The organism is Paenibacillus sp. S28, assembly GCF_016624415.1.
Classification (GTDB): domain Bacteria; phylum Bacillota; class Bacilli; order Paenibacillales; family Paenibacillaceae; genus Paenibacillus_AQ; species Paenibacillus_AQ favisporus.
In genome coordinates this window covers 24,237-43,970 of sequence record NZ_JACVTM010000001.1, presented here as the reverse complement: position 1 = coordinate 43,970, position 19,734 = coordinate 24,237, and the positions used below count along the sequence as shown (strand labels likewise).

Below are 19,734 nucleotides of genomic sequence, written 5' to 3'. Positions count from 1 at the left end.
GACTTCCTTAGAACGCAATGGCTGCTGCTGGCTGAACCTTCGCAAAATCGCGGAACATCCCGTTGTATTCCTCGATAATCTCCCGGGCGGTCCTGCCGCCTTGGTCATACGTCGTGTGCGCGTCTTCAACGACCACCACCTCGTAGCCCAGCTGTCCAGCGCGCTTGCTGGTAGCTTCAACGCACATGTCGGTTTGAATACCGGACACGATCAGCCTCTGCACGCCAAGCGAATTCAGTTTCTCCTGCAGGTCCGTCTCGTGAAACCCGTCGGGCGTAAATTTCTGCACGACGATCTCCCCTTCGGCAGGAGCGATTCGGGACTGAATCTGCCATGCAAAGCTGTTCGGCTCCAGCTGCTCGCCCGGTTCTTCGTTATGCTGAATGTAAACGACAGGTACACCGCTTGAGCGCGCCTCCGTGATAAGACCTTGGATCTTGTCCAACAAAGCTTCGCCGTCAAAAACGGGATACTCCGGTACAAACATGCCTTCCTGCACGTCAATAACCAATAATGCGGTACCGCTGCTCATTTTGCTTTCCCCTTCCAGGATGGTTTTCATTGGCTCTCTGTTCATATCCGCATGCTGTCTTGAAATTATCATACCGGAACATATGTTCCTGGTCAATGCGAAATTATGCTATGCCGTGAACCACTCCGGGAAATGCTTCCGCAAATACTGCAGCTTAACCTCGGTCTGGCCTGCCCCTCCGCCCTCATGTCCGTTGAACGGATAGATGACGATGTCCTTGTCGGTTTGGATCCGGTTATAGGTCGCGAAATACATCTGTGGCGGACAGGTTTCGTCCTTGAGTCCAACGCTGGCTAATACCCGGCACGCGATACGATCGGCCATATTCATCGTGTCAAAATAGCTCAGGTTGTCCATCACAAGATCCGTCTGCTCAGGGTGGCGGTTTAAGTACTCGGCTACCGCTGCGAAAGCCCCGTGGTTGCCTTCGATTCGGCAGACGAGATTGCTGTTGCTCGGCACGTCAACCATCGCCAGCACAGGACGGTCGTCCAGGGCGGATACCGCCGTCCCGAGCGCACCGCCTTGGCTGCCGCCCTCGATCACGATTTTTGAAGCGTCGATATCCGCTTGTGCGCAGGCAAAATCGATCGCCTTCAGCGCATCCATGTATGCATAACGGTAATAATACTCCCATTTGTTATGTACGCCTTTGCTGGCCACGTTCGCCACATACCCGTGCGAGTATGAAGCGCTGTTGCCGGTCCGTCCGCCTTGGTCACGGCAGTCCACCGACAATACGGCCATCCCCATCATCACCCAGTGCATCAGCTCGGAAGGCTTGCCCCTGCTTCCGGTAAAGCCATGGTAATGGATCAGGCAGGGATATTTCTCTTTGTTGTCAAAAGCGGGAACGATCAGCCAGCCGTAAATTCTCGTCTCATCCATTCCGCAATACGAAACGTCGTATACCTTCACGTGCCGCGCCGGATATTCGATCAGCATACGCTCCGGTTCCAACGGAACCTCCTTGGCCTGCCTGATGGTCGTCTCCCAAAACTCGTCGAAATCGTCTCTCTTGGTGAGAGGGGGAAGGTAACTGTACAGTTCCTTCGACACCTCGTCCGTGTAGCCCATCGGTTTCATCCTCCTTCATACCAAGCAGTATACCGGATATGCCCCGTATTTGCACAGGTATTTGCCTCGGTCGTCCGATAAGAATATTGGCAGCTCCGGGCTATCCCATAGGACAGAATCAGCTTCGGCATCGCACACCCTGAGAGACATTGTTTAGACACGTCAAATTCCCCGCAACACGAAAAAACCGTGAATTCTACCGTCATACGCGGATAGAAACACGGTTTGCCCGCACGCTCTCAAACTTGCGTGTCACGCCTCTGGCTCGCCCATCAGCCAGCGGTTAGACTCGTTCGCTTCCGTAAACTCCTTAATGTCGTAGGAGCCATAGTAACGCTCCTTAATAAAAGGATCCTGCATGACCCAGTCCTCAACCTCTTCGGCGCTGCGTCCGCTGAAGACCATTACCGCACCGTCCCCGTCTGTAAAAGGTCCGCATAACCGCAGACAGCCTAACCGGCTCATCGCCTCAAGGTGCTGAACATGCTGCTCTAGTAAATCAGTGCAGAGACTCCCGGTTTGTTTATCTCCTAATAACACCAAAAAGCTTTTCATTAAGTCCCCTCCATCCGAATGTACGTTCCCATTCTATTATAACGGATGGTTACGAGGGATTCATAGTTTGTAGAAAGCGGCAGTTATGCTTGACGATTCATCAAGCCCCGGCCGATCAAATTGGCGGAGACGGGCTTGATCCCGAGTTCCCTGGACCAGACGGACAGCTGCCCTACATGGTGAATCTCGTGAGCGATCATATGCCGGACCACTTCGCCCCATCGGTCCTCAACAGGGTGACCGTCTGGATGGACATCGCGGAATACGTTGTATTCCCAAGCATCATTCCAGGAGTAAACAAACTCCTCTACTTCCGGCTTGAACGATTCCTGCAGTTTCAGCACCTTGTCCAGACCGCGGTACCCATCAAAGCTCTCCTGAAAATCAGGCTTCCCCTGCAGGCAGCGGACCCAGCTCCATTCCACATCGACGATATGAAACAGGGTGTGCAGAATACCGCCCACTCCGCCTGTACGCGTGCGAAGCAGCTCCTCCTCCGGCACGCTCTCACACCAGCGGAACCAATCTTCACGAATCTGCCAATTATATTGGAATAACGTTTTAATGAGCAATCTCCTCTTTCGTATCGGAATCTGTCTTTGTCATTCATGCCTAAACGGCTATTTCATTTACTCATAAAGCGCGCCGGAGAACAATGGAAAATAAAAATATACCCGTTTTATACCGATGCCTTTCAAGTAGAATGAAAGATTATATCTTGGTTTTGAAGAGGTGTGGAACCACGGGTCACTGCTGCCCGGGCTTGTCATGTACCTCGATGACGATGCTTCCACTTGCTTTCCCGTCGATGTAGGCGTCCAGCTTCCATAGTCCTTTGGCCGGCAGATTCAGATAGCCAACAGATTCGACGTACTCCCGTGGCTCCTCCACAGGATCGTCATTCTGGATTTGCGTCTTCCCTTCAAAAGCCGTCACCTGCTCTCCCGTCTCCCGGCTTGTTCCGATGACTTTCACTTCTTTATCCAGCAGCCGCCCGGTTTCTTCCGGCGAGTCACCCCAAAAGTGGAGGAGCTGCTTGTTGCTCGAATTCGCCTGTACTAAGCCGTCTACGATGGCAAATCTGTCTTTGATTCCCTTGAGCCCGTACGGCACCGGATTCCCATCAGGTCCGGATTTGGAAATCGTAAACGAGGGGCTCTGCTGCCAATCTTCCGATCCCCCTGCTGTTTCTTTCTTAACTTCGCTGCAGCCGGACAGCAGGAAGACAACCAGGAACGTTGCCCATATCAATCGCAAAATACACTCCTCCTTATTTTGAGTCAGGGGCTGGATAAAGGGATTTTCTCGTAAACCTTCTGCCCGCCGTTCCATTATTAACCGGATATTTTTTTCTCCAGCGATCGGACCTGGTCTTTCAGTTCCCGAATCTCCCGGTATAAGTCCTTGTAAGCGGAATAAACGAAGGATCCGATCACCATCAGCAGTAAGCCTGCGGTGGGAAGGAGGAGTTTCAGGCAGTCCCATACAATATAATACACATCTGGCGTATCCGATCTCGTCGTTCTGGGTATCCAGAGTGCCAGTCCCCAGAGAAGGAGCATCAACCCCGCGATCATGGAACAGACATAGAGGATCCGGTATTTACTAGTTTCCATTCCACTGCTCCTTTCACAGCTCCATCCCTTACTATATACCATATTTTTCAAACAAAGTCTGCCTTTACCCATGATCCAAAAAGCACATTGTCCGCCCCAACCATCTATAGGCATGACCTTAAATAAAACCCAAAAGCTTATCCATTCTGGACTCCCCTGCTGTCCACCGTGCCGCTGCGGTAATCCAATGGTGGATGAACCATTCATCCACCACCCCGGCTATCCATGAAAAAAGGAGCAGGCATCCCGCCTGCTCCTTCTTACCGTTTGCTCCGTCCGGAAGGGGTAAACAGCACCGGCCGGGACGCAGACTTTGCCTTCTTCAAGCGCTGCGCCTTGCTTGGGAACCGGCTCCCTGAAGCAATCGCCGCGGGTATGACCGCCGCGGGTGCGACCTGCAGCAGTCCGGCGCCTACCGCCTGCCTGCCTCCCGGAATCTGAAGCGCACTGGCTTCGAAACGGCGCTTAATTTCGGCCGGCCTCATCCTTGGGAACAGCGCCCTTAACAACGCGGCTCCCCCCGTCACATGAGGAGCTGCCATCGAAGTTCCCGACATCTTGCCGTACGTTCCTCCGGGCAGGGTCGACAAAATATCGACGCCCGGCGCCGCGACGGAAATGCCGTTCCCCCGGCTCGAAAAATCGGCGACCCGGTTCGCTCGATCCGTCGCCGCAACGGCGATGGTCTCGGGATAGCGGGCCGGGGCGTCGATCAGCGGGCTGAACATCGTCCCCTCGTTTCCCGCGGACGCCGAAATGACGGCCCCCCGCTTGGCTGCCCGTTTAATGGCGTCCCGCAGCGCCTTGTTATTGCCTGATCCGGTCAGCCCGAAGCTCATGTTCATCACTTTGATTCCACGTTTGAGGCACCAGTCGATCCCTTCCACAATGTCGGAAACAAAGCCGTTTCCGTTTTGGTCCAGCACCTTCACGGCGAACAGCTTGACTTTGGGCGCATTGCCGAAAATTTTTTGCCGTCCGGTGGCGGCCGCGATTCCGGCCACATGCGTGCCGTGGCCGTTGTCATCCTGAAACGATCCGCCGGTAATCGTATTTACACCGCCCGCGATACACAGATCCGGATGTTTGGCGATGCCCGTGTCGATGATGGCCACCTTTACTCCTCGGCCCATCGTCCGGTTCCACAGCTCGGGCGACTTCACCCTGCTGACATTCCAGGGAATTTTGGCCGTGTCCACCAATGCGCTTTTCTTGGTGGCCTTGTTCGCACCGCCGCGTTTGGCGGCAGCCGCAGGCTTGATCGCGTGCGCCTTCACTTTCGCGTCCCGCTGGACATAGGCGACACAGGGATGCTGTTTAATTTTTTCCATACCCGTGGAGCGATGGAAATGGCAGCAGATCAGCCGGTGGCTGTCCACGGCCTTCACCGGTTTGATTCCATTTGCGTTGAGTATATCAAGGCACTGCCGGTAATCCTGCTGCGTTTTGAACACGACGATCTGACGACTTGTTGTTTTACTCGGACGACTTACGGCCGTTTTTTTCAATAACTTCTCCAGCTGCTTCACTGTATGCACCTCATTTGGAGGATGTATTCCTGATAGAATATGTGACATCGCCCGCATTGGTGTGCCTTTGCCGTGCTGCCTCAGCATTAGCCCAGGAATAACCTAAACCGCCCGGAAGAGTCATTAAACCAAATGGTGCGGATATGCTGATATCTCCGTTCTGGTTCGCGAAGCGCACACTGTGCCATGCTGATATAATGTCGGCTTCGGTTGCTGCCTTTCTATCGTCTTCCCAAATTTCATGCATGCTGTGCCTGGAGCAATCGTTGAGCATAAAAAAAGCCCCCGTCCTTCCTACGCAGCATTGGCGTAAGACAGACTGAGGGGCGTCACCGTTCTCAAATCTTCTTATTCTATCATTCTAATATCAAAACCTATCACTTTGCTGACCTGTTTATTCGTTACCTCTTCGCTGCGATCTTACTGCTGATCCTTTGTCACCAGCTTCAGCGGCGCCGGGATCGACTTGTCGACCGTTTTGCCCTGCAGCACGTCCTTCGCCGCCTGCACGGCCATCTGGCCGATCAGCTCAGGCTGCTGCGCCACAGTGGCGGTCAGCTTGCCGGCTTTGATCGAGTTCAGCGCGTCTTCGTTGCCGTCGAACCCGATGACCGGGATATTTTTGCCGGAGCTTTGGATCGCTTCGATCGCGCCGAGTGCCATCTCGTCGTTGTGGGCAAAGACGGCTTGCACGTCCGGGTTGCCCTGCAGCAGGTTTTCCATGACGTTCAGACCTTTGGTCCGGTCAAAATCGGCCGCCTGCTTGGCAATGACGTTCAATTCGGTGTCGGCCACTTCGTGGAAGCCTTTGCCGCGTTCGCGGGTTGCCGATGCCCCCGGCACGCCTTCCAGCTCGATGACTTTGGCGCCTTTGCCGAGCATCTTCACGATGTATTCGGCCGCCATTTTGCCGCCTTTGACGTTATCCGATGCAACCAGCGCTTTGACGTCCCCTTTGTCTGAAGAACGGTCCAGCGTAATAACCGGAATCCCCAAATCGTTGGCGTTCTGCACGACAGTAGAAATTGCGGCGGAATCCGTCGGGTTGATCAGGAGCACGTTGACCCCTTTTTGGATCAGGTCGTCCACGTCATTGCTCTGCTTGGCCGAGTCGTTCTGGGCGTCGACGACGATCGTTTCCATGCCCTGCTTCTTGGCTTCGGCCACCACGCCGTCCTTCAGCGAGACGAAGAACGGATTGTTCAACGTGGAGACGGACAAACCGATTTTCATTTCCTTAATATCGCCGCCCGTTTTGGGCTTGGCCCATTCCGGCGGTTCCAGCGAACAGCCTGTGGTCAGAATCAACAAGAGTGCAGCTGCAATTAGCGTTAATTTTTTCATGATGATCTACTCCTTCTTATGCGGATTTCTTCCGGTCGATCAGGACGGCGATCAGAATGACGATCCCTTTGACGACCATTTGGTAAAAGGAAGAAACGCCGAGCAAATTCAGACCGTTGTTCAGTGTACCGATAATAAGCGCGCCGATCAGGGTGCCGACGATGCGTCCGCGTCCGCCGGACAAGCTCGTGCCGCCGAGGACGACCGCCGCGATGGCGTCAAGCTCGTAGGATGTGCCTGCCGTCGGCTGCGCCGAGTTCAGGCGGGAGGTCAGGATGGCGCCGGCCAGAGCCGACAGCAGTCCTGCCAGGGAATAGATCATGATTTTTACGCGCGGTACCTTGATACCGGATACGATCGATGCTTTTTCGTTACCGCCGATGGCATAGGTTTTACGGCCAAATGGCGTTTTATTAAGAATGACCCACAGAATGACAAACGTAATGATCATGGTGATCGCCGGTACCGGGATACCGAGCTCGTATCCGCGCCCGAACAGCTGGAACAACCGGCTGTCGCCAAGTCCTGTAATCGGGTTACCGTCCGTGTACACCATCGTCAAGCCTCTGAATACCGTCATGGTCGCCAGTGTAGCGATAAACGGCGCCATTTTACCTTTTGTAATGAGCAGGCCGTTCACCATACCCATCACGCCGCCGAGAAGACAGCCGATGATGATCGCCAGGATCGGATCAAAGCCCGACACCAGCATATTGGCGACAAACGCACTGGACAATGCAAGAATCGAACCGACGGACAAATCGATGCCGCCTGTCAGGATGACGAAGGTCATACCAAACGCGATAAGCGCGTTGATCGACACCTGGCGGAGCAGGTTCAGAATGTTAAGCGGTTCCAAAAAGCTCGGATTCAGCACCGACACGATGATGATTAGGATGATCAGCCCCAGCAGCGGGCCCAGCTTTTGTGTCACTTGCGATAGTTGGAAGCCTTTTGGTTTTTTAGCGTCTTGAATGGTTGTCATGTTACTGTCCTCCTGTTGCTAACGTCATTATTTTTTCCTGCGTGGCTTCTTCGCTGCTCAGTTCCCCGCTGATTTCGCCTTCATGGACGACCAGGATCCGATCGCTCATGCCCAGCACCTCAGGCAGCTCGGAGGAAACCATAATAATCGCAACGCCGCGTTCGGTTAATTCGTTCATCAGTTGATATATTTCGCGTTTCGCCCCGACGTCGACCCCGCGTGTTGGCTCGTCCAGGATGAGCACTTTCGGACCGATGCCGACCCATTTGGCGATGACGACCTTTTGCTGATTACCGCCGGACAGGTCGCCTGCCGCGGTTTCCGCTGACTGCGTTTTGATCTGCAGCCGTTTGACCAGCAGGTCGACGAAGTCTTTTTCCCGTTTCCCGTTAATAAAGCCTTTGGACGTAAAACCGGACAAGCTTGGCAGCACCATATTTTCCCGGATCGAAAAATCGAGCAGCAGCCCTTCATCCTTCCGGTCCTCGGTAATAAAGCCGATGCCGCGTTTGACCGCATCGTCAGGCTTGCGGATATGGGCTTTTTTGCCCTTAATCCATATTTCCCCGCTGTCCAAGTGATCGAGCCCGAACAGGGCGCGCATGATCTCGGTCCGCCCCGAACCCATCAGGCCGGAGAAGCCGACAATCTCGCCGGAACGCACCTGGAAGCTGACGTTCTCGAACAATCCCTTGCGGGTGGCGTTCTTCACTTCGAGCACCACATCGCCAGGCGAAGGGTTCCGGTGCGGGTAACGCTCGGTCAGCTCGCGGCCGACCATTTTTTTCACGACTTCGTCAAAGTTGGTATGCGGTATGTCCTTCGTATCCACCGTTTTACCGTCGCGCATGACGGTGATCCGGTCGCAGATTTCAAATATTTCTTCCATCCGGTGCGAAATATAGACGATGGAAACGCCTTCCTTTTTCAAGGCGACAATGACTTCGAACAGTTTGCGGATTTCCCGCTCGGTCAGCGCAGCCGTCGGCTCGTCCATGACGATGACTTTGGCATCGGTCATGAGCGCCTTGGCGATCTCGATCATCTGCTGCTGGCCTACCGAGCACTCCCCGGCTTCACGCTGGAAGGGGATGTCTACCGACAGCTTGTCGAATTGAGCCTTTGCCAGCGTTTTCATTTGTTTGGTGCTCAGCAGTCCCCACTTCGTGGTCATTTCCTTGCCGATAAACAGGTTTTCAATGACAGTCATGTCGGGCCAAATGTTCAATTCCTGGTGGATAAAAGCTATGCCCGCTTTTTCCGCTTCCTTCGGGTTTGGAAAATACGTTTCCTTGCCGTCGATCCGGATGACGCCCTCATCCCGCTGATGCAGACCGATAAGAATGTTCATCAGGGTGGACTTGCCGGCGCCGTTCTCCCCCATCAAGGCGTGAACTTCGCCTTCCCGAAGCTCAAAATCCACTCCGCTCAGCACGTGGTTGGTGCCAAAGGATTTATAAATGCCTTGCATTTGTATGTGCATAAGGGTTCCTCCTCTTTATCCAAAATGGACGCCGGATTGCAGAATGCAGTTGGCGAACGGCTTGGCTTCTCCGGTCCGGATGACCGCCTTGGCTGTGCGGGTCAAAGCTTTAAACTGTTCGTGAGGCACGTCCTCAATCGGGCAATCCACAAATGTATGGTCAATGTAAGCTTGCGCCTCTGGGTTATCCGTTTTCATTTCCGCGGCGACGATGACCTTTTCGATTTCCATGTCCTCCGCGATGGAACTCACAACCTCCTCAAAGCTCGGATTCCCAAGCTTCAGGGCGAGGTCGATTTTGGTGACCCCTTCGGGGATGGGAAGGCCCACATCGGCCACGACGATCGTGTCGGTATGGCCGAGGTCGGCGAGGACTTTGGCAATGTGACTGTTCAGCATCCCATGTTTTTTCATTACAGGTTCTCCTCCACTTCTTGACGCGTTGGCATGCCGCCCTGCGCGCCGAACTTCATGACCGACAGCGAAGCGGCACGGTTGGCGAACCGGACGCTGTCCGCGATCGGCTTGCCTTCAGCCAGCGCCACGGCAAAAGCGGCGTTAAAGGTGTCTCCCGCTCCGGTCGTATCAACTGCTTCGACGTTATAGGAAGGAATCACAACCTCTTCCTGTCCGTCAAAATATCGCACGCCGCTGCTGCCTTCGGTAATGAACAGCTTGTTCGGATACCGGCGCAGCGCTTCGGATACTCGGCCATCGCCGAACATGATCGCAGCTTCGTGCTGATTCGGCGTGATGTACGCCGCGTTCTCGATCACTTCGTCCTTGACCGGACGCGCCGGCGCCGGATTCAGCAGCAGCGGGACGCCGTGCTCGGCACAGATCCGGCTAGCGTGCTCCACCGTTTCATCGGGAATTTCCTGCTGGATCAGCACCATATCGGCGGCGGTGATCGCTTGTACAGCCTTGTCGATATAGGCCGGTGTGACCTCATCATTGGCTGCTTTGACAACAACGATACTGTTGTCCCCTTCGGCGAGCACAATGTGAGCCGTTCCGCTTTCCATATCTGTAACCGGTTCCACATTGTCTACAGAAACTTCATTGGCCCGGAAATTGTTCAAAATGGCTTCGCCAAAATGATCATCTCCCACCCGGCCGATCATGCTGACTTTCGCTCCAAGCCGGGCGGCTGCCACCGCCTGGTTGGCTCCCTTGCCTCCAGGCACGGTTTTAAAGCTCTCTCCGAGAACGGTCTCCCCCGCTCCCGGACGTTTGGACGATGTCACTACCAGGTCCATCGAGCTGCTTCCGATTACGCAAATGTTAGCCATCTTAATCCACCTTTCTGGTCGTATCCCGCTCTACAAAAGATACGGGCAGTTGTATATTTCGATTGTCCACTTTTCCCTGCTCGATCAGACGGATCAGCAGCAGCGCCGCTTCCTTGCCCATGTCGTAGGCCGGCTGCCGGATCGTTGACAGCGACGGGGAGAGCAGGCTGCTGAGCGGGATATCGTCAAAACCGATCACCTGCACATCCTCCGGCACCCGCTTGCCGAGGCGTTGAGCCTCATGCAAAACGGCGGTCGCCACGATATCGTTGCTGGCGATGACCCCGTCGGTGTCGAGATGCTTGGCGAACAGCTCTTTGGCCCAGCTTTCCGCTTCCGCAAAGGAAAAGGACGAAGTCTGAATGATGTTGTAGTCGATCCCCGCTTCCTCAAGTACCTCCACGGCGCCTTGGAACCGGTCCTGGGCGGGACGGATATGTACAGGTCCGCGCAGGACCGTGATCCGCTTGCTGCCGCGGGCGATCATTTCCTGGGCGGCCAGCCGTCCGCCCTTGCGTCCGTCCGAGTACACTGACGGGCTGTCGCTGGACGTCCGGTCCAGAAACACGACCGGGATGTTCAGCTTGGCGTATATTTCCGAATCCGGGCGGTTAGTTGAAGAGATGACGCCGACCACGTTATTTTGAATGAAGGTCTGGATGTACTCCTGTTCCTTCTGCTCGTTCTCGTCACTATTGCCGAAAATGATGCGGAATTCGTTAGCCTGCATGCCGTCCTCCACGCCCCGCGCCAACTGCGGGAAATAGGGGTTCGTAATGTCAGGCAGCAAAAGTCCGATCAGCCTCGACTTGCGTGTGTATAATGATCTTGCAACCTCGTTTGGCGCATAATTCAACGCTCGAACCGCGTCTTCCACTTTCTTGCGGGTATCGGCGTGTACGTATCCTGTTTCATTAATGCACCGGGATACGGTCGCAACCGAAACCCCTGCATGGCGTGCTACATCTTTAATCGTTACCATCTGAAATTATCACCTCGAAATGTGGAACCGGTTACACACATAAAGTAACACATCACTTTGCGTTTGACAATAGCGCTTTCAAAAGTTTTTGATTGGATAATTTTTGCAGATGGCATAAAATGCAGGCGCGGTGCGGAAAAATAAGCACAGTGTGCTTGGTGTCCTCAGTGCCGTATAGGGCGTAAAAGTAACAGCTATTTTGTGATCATTACTTCCGCCCAGTCATCCATTGCTGCGAACAACGGAAAAAGTGCAGTTCATTTCCGATTCACTGGCTTGCGGCCGTTTCACCGGAAATGAACTGCACTTATGCAACTAGTAACTTGTAACGCTCTGTTTTGTCAAACAAGAGTAAATTTCAGGTACTTCGAGGCACTTTGCCCCTTGCCACTCAACCGTTCTTCATTCCTGCCTCATCCCTGCTGTATTCCTGCTGTATTCCTGCTCATCCCCTGCCTATTCCTGCTTCATTCCGGACCGCTCCACCCATACGATCTCCGCCTGCGGATCGGCTTTGCGAACTGCTGCCTTGAAGCGCGGCACATCCAGCAGATGCACGCTGTACACCAATCGCGTCTGAGCGGAAACCCGCGCGTAGTCGCTGTCACGATCCATCTCACGAGCACGGTCATGGCCGATCCCGACATCATTCCACGCGAGTCCTTCAAGCCGCAGCCGGCTTTTCATTTCGGCTTCCACCTGCCGGGGATTCGACGTCGTCACGCCGGCCAATCGGCGAAACCCGAATATGACGATCCCGGCGGTTTCATACGCCGCCAGGCAGGCGAACGCGGAGTACAGCGTCCGCTCCCACCCCAAAGCCGCGCCGGCGGTGACCAGCACCAGGGCGTGGCAGAGCAATAGCAGCCGCTCCACGGAGATGGCCGGGCGGGTGCCCGCCTGAATTCCGGCCGATCGGATGCGGTCGGTTTTTTCAAGGCCGAGCGCGTCCAGCAGGCCGCCTGATTTGACGGCCAGCCCGCCGCCGAAGCCAAGGCACAGGCCGCCTGCCAGCGCGGCAATGACCGGCTCGCCGCTGACGGCTGGCAGCGGCGCCAGCAGGAACGCCGACCCGGCAAATGCAAGCAGCCCCGGGAGCACCTGGAGCAATATTTTTTTTCGGCCCAGAAGTGAATAAAAGAACAGCAGCGGCAAATTGAACAGCACCAGCAGCATCCCGAAATGATTATCGGTGTGAAACGACACCAGGCCGGAAATGCCGGTGACGCCACCGGCGATCAGCTCGTGCGGATGCAGAAACAGCTCAACCCCGACCGAGGCGGCGATGCCGCCGATCACCGATTTGAAGATGGCATGCTTGCTGTTTCTGCCGGAAGCTCCAAATGTTTTTCTCATGACCATACGGCCTGCTTGATCGGATCATGCATAACCTTCCCTCCCTAAACTGAAATGGAAGTCCATTGGATGGGATCGCATTTACCCAAACATTCGTTAGTCTTATCCAGCCACTTCACCATTGCGAACAATGGAACTAGCCATGCAGCAGTCTTACGGCTTTTTACAGCGCCTCTTCCTTCTGAATTCCCGGTTTTCGGTCCTTAAATTTGATCCAGCGGTTCAAGAAGGTAAAAATCGATTTCGACTGCTTGGTCAGCAGCGGACCCAAGATGGCCAGGATCAGCACGTAGATCGCCGAGAACGGCTGGAGGATTTCCATCAGGCCGCCGTCTTTGCCCAGGTTCGCCATAATGATCGAAAATTCGCCCCGCGAAACGATCGTCAGCCCGATGTTGGCCGATGCTTTGGGAGACAGCGAAGCCGTTCGCCCGGCCAGCATGCCTGCACTAAAGTTCCCGATCAGCGTCACAATGACCGCTGCCAGCGCAAGCCATATAGCACTTCCGCCCAAGGACATCGGATCAATGGACAGGCCGAAGCTGAAGAAAAAGATCGCCCCGAAAAAATCCCGGAACGGCATGATCAAATGCTCGATCCGCTTGGCGTGTTCCGTTTCGGCCAGCACCAGCCCGACCAGCAGCGCCCCGATCGCCTCGGCCACGTGGATCGTTTCGGAAAAGCCGGCGACCAGAAACAACGCGCCGAAAATAACCAGGGCAAACAGCTCGTTGGAACGGATCCGCAGCCATTTGTTCAGATAAGGCACCGCTTTACGTCCGAGAATAATGACGGCGAGCATAAACCCGAGCGACACAAGTGCCGACAGCAGCACGCCGCCGATCGAGCTGGAGTCGCTGAGCACAAACCCGGACAGAATCGAGATATACACAGCGAGGAAGACGTCCTCGAACATGATGATGCCGAGAATCATTTCGGTTTCTGCATTGGCGGTCCGTTTCAGGTCCACCAGCACCTTTGCTACGATCGCGCTGGACGAAATCGTCGTAATTCCCGCGATAATCAGCGTCTCGGCGAGCGGAAACCCGCTGAAGAATCCGAGCATCAGCCCAAGCGTAAAATTAATACCGATATATATTGAACCGCCTACGGCGATCGACCGTCCCGACTTGATCAGCCGGCCGACGGAGAATTCGAGCCCGAGGTAGAACAGCAGGAACAAAACGCCGATCCGTCCCATAAAATCGATAAACGGCGCGCTGTCGATAAACCGGAAGTCGAAATGCCAGAGCTCCATCGCATGCGGACCTACCGCCATGCCGATCAGGATATAGAACGGGATCACCGAAAACCGCAGCTTTGCCGAGATCAGTCCCCCCAGTGCAATGAGGACTAGCGCTAAACCAATTTCAAATACCAAATGCTCCATCCTTTCACCCGCTTCCGTTCATTAGAATTTGTTTGAACCGCTTTTGCTGCTCCCGTTCTCCGATGGCGACAACCGTCGCCTCCGCGTTCAGCACGGCTTCCGGGCCGGGATTCACTTGTTTGCCGTTACGTTTATCCAGCAGCGCGATCACCGAAACCCCGGCATTTTGCCGGATGTTCAGCTCACCGATCGTCTTTCCCGTGCATCCATAATGCGGCTCGATCCGGTACCACTCGATCGTCAGCTCGTCAAACGCCATTTCCACCCGTTCGAGCTGCTTCGGTTTGTACGTCATACCGCCGACAAGAGCGGCCAGCTGCCGCGCCTCCGGATCTTCCAGGGTCACCATCGAGATGCTTTGGTCCAAATCCTCGTACGAAAAATGGTACAGCTCACGCCGGCCGTCATCATGAATGACCACGACCATCCGGTCGCCGCTGGCGGTATCCATTACATATTTCATCCCGATTCCGGGCAATACAGACTCACGAATATCCATGAGAATAGCCTCCTGTAATTACATGTTTATATTTGAGAAACATTTCACATATCATTGGGTTGATGTAAATGGCAGAATGCCACGTTTTTTCAAAAAAGCTCGAGGCAACCGCAACAAAACACACTCAGACTAAATGCTGCCGTAACAAAGGTATACAACTTGCCATCAAAGCCATTGCAATCCGCAGCAAATCCAGCACTGCATCAAAGCCCAAAAAGCCTGGCCGATCCACCATAAATAACAACAAAATATGCCTAACTGATTTACTTTCATGCTAAATACAGCCGTTGCCGAAAAAACAAACGATCAACGATAAATCGTGACAAAATACCAATAACGAAATTCTTCACACGTCAGCAAACACTCAACGGCATTGCCACACGCAGTGAACAGCAGCTATCACAGAGCCAAGCCATCCTGCGGTCTTTCATCCATTTTTGGGTACACGAAACGAACCGTCCCGCTATCGGCTTTTTTACAGTCCAGGTGCGAGAATGCCCCGGCGCATGCCAATAAGGAACCGTCTATTCAGGAAGGAGATTAAGCCACATAACTCGAGGTAAATTTTATCGGAAGCAGCAATAAATATTTTTTACGGAGAAAAACACACGGAACAAAGGGTAGCCGCGGTTTCGGAATACGCAGCACAAGCAGCAGCGGCAGCACAAAACAGAGAGGAAGCGCTGACGCCAGCATGATCAGTCTCTGCATGAGGGTTGGCGTTTTCCGTACCAGCGGTTTGCTTGGAGGATCGATCCGGCTGTACACCGTCTCGGTTTCCGTCGAACTTGCAGGGGAGGTAAACACTTCTTCTTCCAGGGAAACGGGAAAGGTTGCCATCTGAATGACACCCAGAACGACAATGAACATCATCCGAAGTCTATTCATCCATGCTGCCATCCTATCCCCCCTCTTGTGAAAAATTCATATATGATTATTCTAACACAAATTAGAGGATGTCTTCAAACCGAAGGACAAGCCGGGACAAGCTGTGAACACCCTGATAAAAATTTTTGATCGATTTTGAAGGGCTGACGCAAGCGGTTGCCTCGATACCAGAACTCCAGAGGTGATGACCTAGACAGCAATAGCAATAGGACCAAAAAACCGGCGGAACCAAGGAGTTCCACCGGTTTTCTTCACAATCTCACCAGAAAAACTTGCAGATAAGCTTATTCCGCCCAATTCACCACGATCTCAATCCCTTCCGGTACGCCGGGGTATCGGATCAAGACCGTTTTTGAACCGGGATCATAGGCACAGGCTGCCGGCTGTCCCCCTGCCGTCACTGCCGACGGTTCAGCCGGAACGCGAATACGCGTGCTGACCGTCATTTCGGAAGGGGACTCGGAGACGAATGTCAGCTTGCCTTCGAGGTACTGCTCCTCGCGAATCCGGGATGCGCTGACAAGAATGACCGGCTTATCCTGTAACTGTGCTGCCGGATGGTCCAGATCATACAGAAGGCGGTCATCACCGGGCTGAAGTTCCACGCGGCTCAGCACGTGCAGCTCCGGATCAAAGAGATCGACGAACGCCCCTTCGAGCTGTGCCGCCGGCTCCGCGGCATCGCGCTCGTCGAGCGCATGCGCGATCACATACGGACCGCGCCGGATGTGAAGCAGGCCGCTCTCAAGGTACGCGTCCTGCTCCCCGCGGAACTGGAGCGCCTGACGCACGCTGCTCCGCACCTGCTCGGCGCCTGCATCCGAGCGGGACAATTCCGCAGGATGCTGCCGGTAGTACAGCACGGCCCCATCGCCGACCCGGTGCTCTCCTTCGCTCGGGTTACGCCCCAGCCCCATCGACTCGAACAGATGCTCTTCCGCCCGGTCATAGGCGCGGCCGGCGTCGCGGTTCCACCATTCCTGCACGTTGTGGAATGGATCGCTCCCGTCGCCGTAATAGATCAACACGCCTCCCTCGCGGACCCACTGCCCGAGAACCTGGTGAATGCCGGGATGCTCCGGCTTCATCAGCTCGTAGCTCAGCAGGAGCACGCGGTAATCTGCCAAATATCCGGGAAAGGTCAGAATATTGTCCAGCTGGACCGGCCGCAGCGGAATGCCTGCTTTGACGAGCGGCAGCGCCATCCCGTAAAAGGCGGACCAATCCAGCAGCTCCTGCTGCGCTTCGCTCAGCTGTTCCGTGCCGGAGGTGCCGTCGTACTTAAACTCCTGTTTGCGTCCGTCTTCGTCCGGATCGACGTCTCCCCGCTGATACATCGCGGAGTTCGCCAGCAGAACGCCGACGCCGGTCGTCGCCTTGCCTTCCTGCACATCCCCGTCATACCGGTGAATGTCCCGCAGCACATTCATGACGGTAAGCAGCGACGTTTTATAGCCGGCCGGGATGACTTCCTTGCCGCTGCCGCCCTCTTTCGGATACCCCAGTTCGAACACCCGCCAAGGCCAAGGACATACCTCGTATTGGGAAACGCCCGGATGCAGCAGTGAGGCCACGACGGTCGAGCGGTAATTGTACGCGTAATCCTTCCACGTATAGCGCGGATTGTCCTCGATCGGGTCGTGGAGGAACCACATTTCGCGGCCTGTGCCGCGGGTCAGCTCCTGCATGACGCCATACTCCAGGAATGCTGTTTCAAATGTACGTTCCTTACGGACACCCTTATAGACGTTTGCGGTCCGTGCAGTTCCTGTCCAGATCTGGGCGATGAAGCCGTCGCAGGCCGGCATGTTCACGAGCAGCGCTTCCGGGCTGATGATCCGCCACTGCGTGTAGTTGATCAGGCTGTGCGTCGGGACATAGAAGCGGACTGTGCGTCCATAGTGAACAAGCGCATACTCCTTCATCTGGCTGCAGATCCGGTCCAGCGTCCGGTAGTACACATACGCTTTCAGCTTGGAAGCGCGATATTGAGCGTCAGGCGACGAGTGCGGAGGAATCCAATCCTCACCGTAGTAGTTCCGCCACTCCCGCTTGAAGGCTTCGGAGTAACCCGAAGCCGCCCAGAATTCCGGCTCCTCCATATGGATGGCCTCGACGCCGCTGTCGATCGCCTTCTTGATATGGGTCGCCAGGTACTCGGCGAACGAAACGGTCGGCACCATGTACGGGACGTCCTTGCCGTGGCTTACCTGATCCCCCGCCCGGTTGACCTGGGCTTCATCCCAGTGATTGCGCCCGTCGAAGCGGCCGTACAAATAATCCTGGTACTCCCCCCAAGATACGCCGGTCATCAGATGAACCGTGTATCCTGCCTGCTTCCAGCCTTGAATGCGCTCCGGCAAATCATCCGATATGCCGTAGACCATAACGAAATCCGTGCGGAGATCATACTTCGGCCCGTAAGGACGGGATTCCTGAAATCCCGTCCACTCCGGCCCCTTGCTTCCCAATCGGCTGCTCAAGGGTAAACCCTCCTTTAGTTAGGCATCGACAATTTGACGACTTCTTTCCCTTTCAGCTCTTCGTTTACATACTTCATGGCGTCATCGTAACCGGTGTTCTTGATTTGCTCGCGAAGGTCGTTTATCACCTTCAGGGCCGCATCGTCCGACTTGGCGAAGATCGCCTGCTTCCATACGTCGTTGATTTGGTCCATGGACGGCTTCAGCGTTTCCCATTGCGGCGATTTGGTGATCACATCCCCCGGATTGAAGGCGGAAATGACGCTGATGCCGTTCGGACGCAAAATTTTACGCGCGTTGTCCATCGCTTTCAGGCGATCCTGATCTGCCCAAATATCACCGCCGCCGACCGAATTAATGCGATCCATGCCGGTCATATTTTCCAGCCCAATGCTGATGCCTTCGTTCTTCTTGGCCTTGCCTGTCGTGTCCGCTGTAAACTTGTCGAACCATTCTTGTTTGGCGGTCGGTTTGCCATCAACCATATCCCATTGCGTTCCCTGAATGCCGTAATGCACAAGCATAAAGCCTTCGTCGGAAGCGAGGAAATCGAGCAGCTTCAGCGCGGCGTCGACGTTTTTGGCTTTTTTCGTGATGACGGTAACGTTATTTCCTTGAATGTTCAGGTCGACCGGACGGTTCGGTTCTGCCCCTGCCCGCTCAAGAGGTCCGACAGGGACGTAATCGCTGCCCGGATGCGCTTTCACATATTCCTTGGAAGCGTCCAAGATTGCTGGATAATGCGCTGACAGTACCGCGATGCGCCCCTGCTTGATTTTCTCGTTCGCGATCGGGTCGGTCTGCGTAAAAGCATCCGGATCCAGCAGTCCTTCGGAAATCAGCTTGCGGTAATACAGCGTGTAATCCTCGTAAGCTTTCGTAAAGAACACATGCTCCAGCGTACCGTCGCCTTTGTCTTGGTAATCGGCCCCGTAGAACATTGTATTCCCGATGCCTACCGCCCATCCGTCATGGAAGCCGCCGAGCGGAATGACCGGAGCGCCGTTTTCGCTCAGATTGGCGTCCTTGATCTTTTTCAGGAAATTGTAGAAATCGTCCTTGGTCTTCACGGACTGCGGATCGACTCCGATCTTATCGGCAATGTCCTTCCGTACGTAAAATCCGTACAGCCAGTCGTTGACGTCCTTGTCGGTTGCCGGCTGGTTCTGGTACAGCATGTACTTCTTGCCGTCAATCCCGCCGATCGCTTTTTCGTACAGCGCCGGCGGCACGTTTTCCTTGGCGATCGCCTTGGCCAGGTTCGGATACTGGTCGATTTTATCCGTCAAATCCACAAGCTGGCCTTCTTTAGCTGCCTTGATGATGCCGTCCAGCTCGCCGCCCCAGGCAGGTCCGGTATAAATGTCCGGCAGGTCCTGCGTTGCAAAAATCGTGTTGACTTTCTCGGCCTCGCTGCCTTTCGTGTAGTCGATTTTTACCTTGATGCCGGTTTTCTCCTCGATCGCTTTAAGTACAGGGTTCGTTTCCGAATCGGAGCCTGAGGAACCGTTCCAGTTATTCAGCACCGTGAGCGTAACCGTTTTGGAGTCCGCGCCTTTGTCTCCCCCGTCCGCACTGTCGCCGCTGCCGCTGCTGCTGCATCCGTACAGCATGCCGGATATCAGGGTAAACGCCATCAGAGAAGCTGCCAATTTAAACCGCTTTTTTCTCATATGAACCCTCCCAATTTGAATGAATGTATATGATATAGTCCCGCATGCAG

19 protein-coding genes are annotated in these 19,734 nt (G+C 54.7%); all 19 read right to left on the bottom strand.

All coding sequences use genetic code 11. The features are described from left to right. Positions 1-7: 7 nt before the first annotated feature. The 19 genes from IAE55_RS00195 to IAE55_RS00105 all read right to left on the bottom strand — a co-directional run bounded on the left by IAE55_RS00195 (position 8) and on the right by IAE55_RS00105 (position 19,684). A complete protein-coding gene (locus IAE55_RS00195; RefSeq protein WP_200630598.1) occupies positions 8-532 on the bottom strand; it encodes a cysteine hydrolase family protein in 525 nt (174 codons plus the stop codon). A gap of 108 nt (positions 533-640) precedes the next feature. Beyond that, a complete protein-coding gene (locus IAE55_RS00190; protein ID WP_200630597.1) occupies positions 641-1,609 on the bottom strand; it encodes an acetylxylan esterase in 969 nt (322 codons plus the stop codon). A 252-nt stretch (positions 1,610-1,861) separates the two neighbouring features. Then, on the bottom strand, positions 1,862-2,164 hold the full coding sequence (locus tag IAE55_RS00185; protein WP_105443413.1) for a YciI family protein: 303 nt from the start codon (positions 2,162-2,164) through the stop codon (positions 1,862-1,864). A gap of 83 nt (positions 2,165-2,247) precedes the next feature. Next, positions 2,248-2,730 carry a DinB family protein gene (locus IAE55_RS00180; protein WP_200631070.1) on the bottom strand — a complete coding sequence of 161 codons (483 nt, stop codon included), beginning with the start codon at positions 2,728-2,730 and terminating at the stop codon, positions 2,248-2,250. 181 nt (positions 2,731-2,911) lie between these two features. Continuing rightward, the gene (locus tag IAE55_RS00175; protein WP_200630596.1) at positions 2,912-3,421 is read right to left on the bottom strand and encodes a hypothetical protein; all 510 of its coding nucleotides are present in this window, start codon (positions 3,419-3,421) and stop codon (positions 2,912-2,914) included. A 77-nt stretch (positions 3,422-3,498) separates the two neighbouring features. Then, the gene (locus IAE55_RS00170) at positions 3,499-3,780 is read right to left on the bottom strand and encodes a hypothetical protein (protein WP_105443415.1); all 282 of its coding nucleotides are present in this window, start codon (positions 3,778-3,780) and stop codon (positions 3,499-3,501) included. Positions 3,781-4,040: 260 nt separating this feature from the next. Beyond that, positions 4,041-5,309: a S8 family peptidase gene (locus IAE55_RS00165; protein ID WP_200630595.1), complete on the bottom strand. Its 1,269-nt coding sequence runs from the start codon at positions 5,307-5,309 to the stop codon at positions 4,041-4,043. A 420-nt stretch (positions 5,310-5,729) separates the two neighbouring features. Beyond that, entirely contained in the window at positions 5,730-6,653 is a 924-nt protein-coding gene (gene rbsB / locus IAE55_RS00160; RefSeq protein WP_089546759.1) for a ribose ABC transporter substrate-binding protein RbsB, read from the bottom strand. 16 nt (positions 6,654-6,669) lie between these two features. Further along, positions 6,670-7,638, bottom strand: coding sequence for a ribose ABC transporter permease RbsC (gene rbsC, locus IAE55_RS00155; protein WP_076167363.1), 969 nt, complete (start codon positions 7,636-7,638; stop codon positions 6,670-6,672). A 1-nt stretch (position 7,639) separates the two neighbouring features. Next, positions 7,640-9,121 carry a sugar ABC transporter ATP-binding protein gene (locus tag IAE55_RS00150; protein ID WP_145156962.1) on the bottom strand — a complete coding sequence of 494 codons (1,482 nt, stop codon included), beginning with the start codon at positions 9,119-9,121 and terminating at the stop codon, positions 7,640-7,642. Positions 9,122-9,136: 15 nt separating this feature from the next. After that, positions 9,137-9,535 (bottom strand): D-ribose pyranase, encoded by a 399-nt coding sequence (rbsD, locus tag IAE55_RS00145; RefSeq protein ID WP_105443418.1) that lies wholly within the window; start codon positions 9,533-9,535, stop codon positions 9,137-9,139. Continuing rightward, positions 9,535-10,413, bottom strand: coding sequence for a ribokinase (rbsK, locus tag IAE55_RS00140; protein ID WP_200630594.1), 879 nt, complete (start codon positions 10,411-10,413; stop codon positions 9,535-9,537). The genes rbsD and rbsK overlap by 1 nt, the downstream gene beginning before the upstream one ends. Position 10,414: 1 nt before the next feature. Beyond that, positions 10,415-11,395 (bottom strand): LacI family DNA-binding transcriptional regulator, encoded by a 981-nt coding sequence (locus IAE55_RS00135; protein ID WP_200630593.1) that lies wholly within the window; start codon positions 11,393-11,395, stop codon positions 10,415-10,417. 456 nt (positions 11,396-11,851) lie between these two features. Next, positions 11,852-12,751, bottom strand: coding sequence for a YitT family protein (locus IAE55_RS00130; protein WP_200630592.1), 900 nt, complete (start codon positions 12,749-12,751; stop codon positions 11,852-11,854). Between the two features lie 163 nt (positions 12,752-12,914). Beyond that, positions 12,915-14,141: a cation:proton antiporter gene (locus tag IAE55_RS00125; protein WP_076167377.1), complete on the bottom strand. Its 1,227-nt coding sequence runs from the start codon at positions 14,139-14,141 to the stop codon at positions 12,915-12,917. Between the two features lie 4 nt (positions 14,142-14,145). Next, positions 14,146-14,640, bottom strand: coding sequence for a cation:proton antiporter regulatory subunit (locus tag IAE55_RS00120; RefSeq protein ID WP_076167379.1), 495 nt, complete (start codon positions 14,638-14,640; stop codon positions 14,146-14,148). 540 nt (positions 14,641-15,180) lie between these two features. After that, positions 15,181-15,540, bottom strand: coding sequence for a hypothetical protein (locus IAE55_RS00115; protein WP_076167381.1), 360 nt, complete (start codon positions 15,538-15,540; stop codon positions 15,181-15,183). A 272-nt stretch (positions 15,541-15,812) separates the two neighbouring features. Next, positions 15,813-18,011, bottom strand: coding sequence for a hypothetical protein (locus IAE55_RS00110; RefSeq protein ID WP_200630591.1), 2,199 nt, complete (start codon positions 18,009-18,011; stop codon positions 15,813-15,815). Positions 18,012-18,025: 14 nt separating this feature from the next. Beyond that, on the bottom strand, positions 18,026-19,684 hold the full coding sequence (locus IAE55_RS00105) for an extracellular solute-binding protein (protein ID WP_200630590.1): 1,659 nt from the start codon (positions 19,682-19,684) through the stop codon (positions 18,026-18,028). Positions 19,685-19,734 lie beyond the last annotated feature (50 nt).

What these genes read in the sequence shown, in the direction of transcription:
- rbsD (WP_105443418.1), bottom strand. Translation starts at nt 9,535, where the DNA reads ATGAAAAAACATGGGATGCTGAACAGTCACATTGCCAAAGTCCTCGCC.
- rbsC (WP_076167363.1), bottom strand. Translation starts at nt 7,638, where the DNA reads ATGACAACCATTCAAGACGCTAAAAAACCAAAAGGCTTCCAACTATCG.
- IAE55_RS00105 (WP_200630590.1), bottom strand. Translation starts at nt 19,684, where the DNA reads ATGAGAAAAAAGCGGTTTAAATTGGCAGCTTCTCTGATGGCGTTTACC.
- IAE55_RS00185 (WP_105443413.1), bottom strand. Translation starts at nt 2,164, where the DNA reads ATGAAAAGCTTTTTGGTGTTATTAGGAGATAAACAAACCGGGAGTCTC.
- IAE55_RS00120 (WP_076167379.1), bottom strand. Translation starts at nt 14,640, where the DNA reads ATGGATATTCGTGAGTCTGTATTGCCCGGAATCGGGATGAAATATGTA.
- IAE55_RS00125 (WP_076167377.1), bottom strand. Translation starts at nt 14,141, where the DNA reads ATGGAGCATTTGGTATTTGAAATTGGTTTAGCGCTAGTCCTCATTGCA.
- IAE55_RS00195 (WP_200630598.1), bottom strand. Translation starts at nt 532, where the DNA reads ATGAGCAGCGGTACCGCATTATTGGTTATTGACGTGCAGGAAGGCATG.
- IAE55_RS00115 (WP_076167381.1), bottom strand. Translation starts at nt 15,540, where the DNA reads ATGGCAGCATGGATGAATAGACTTCGGATGATGTTCATTGTCGTTCTG.
- rbsK (WP_200630594.1), bottom strand. Translation starts at nt 10,413, where the DNA reads ATGGCTAACATTTGCGTAATCGGAAGCAGCTCGATGGACCTGGTAGTG.
- IAE55_RS00190 (WP_200630597.1), bottom strand. Translation starts at nt 1,609, where the DNA reads ATGGGCTACACGGACGAGGTGTCGAAGGAACTGTACAGTTACCTTCCC.
- rbsB (WP_089546759.1), bottom strand. Translation starts at nt 6,653, where the DNA reads ATGAAAAAATTAACGCTAATTGCAGCTGCACTCTTGTTGATTCTGACC.
- IAE55_RS00135 (WP_200630593.1), bottom strand. Translation starts at nt 11,395, where the DNA reads ATGGTAACGATTAAAGATGTAGCACGCCATGCAGGGGTTTCGGTTGCG.
- IAE55_RS00150 (WP_145156962.1), bottom strand. Translation starts at nt 9,121, where the DNA reads ATGCACATACAAATGCAAGGCATTTATAAATCCTTTGGCACCAACCAC.
- IAE55_RS00170 (WP_105443415.1), bottom strand. Translation starts at nt 3,780, where the DNA reads ATGGAAACTAGTAAATACCGGATCCTCTATGTCTGTTCCATGATCGCG.
- IAE55_RS00130 (WP_200630592.1), bottom strand. Translation starts at nt 12,751, where the DNA reads ATGAGAAAAACATTTGGAGCTTCCGGCAGAAACAGCAAGCATGCCATC.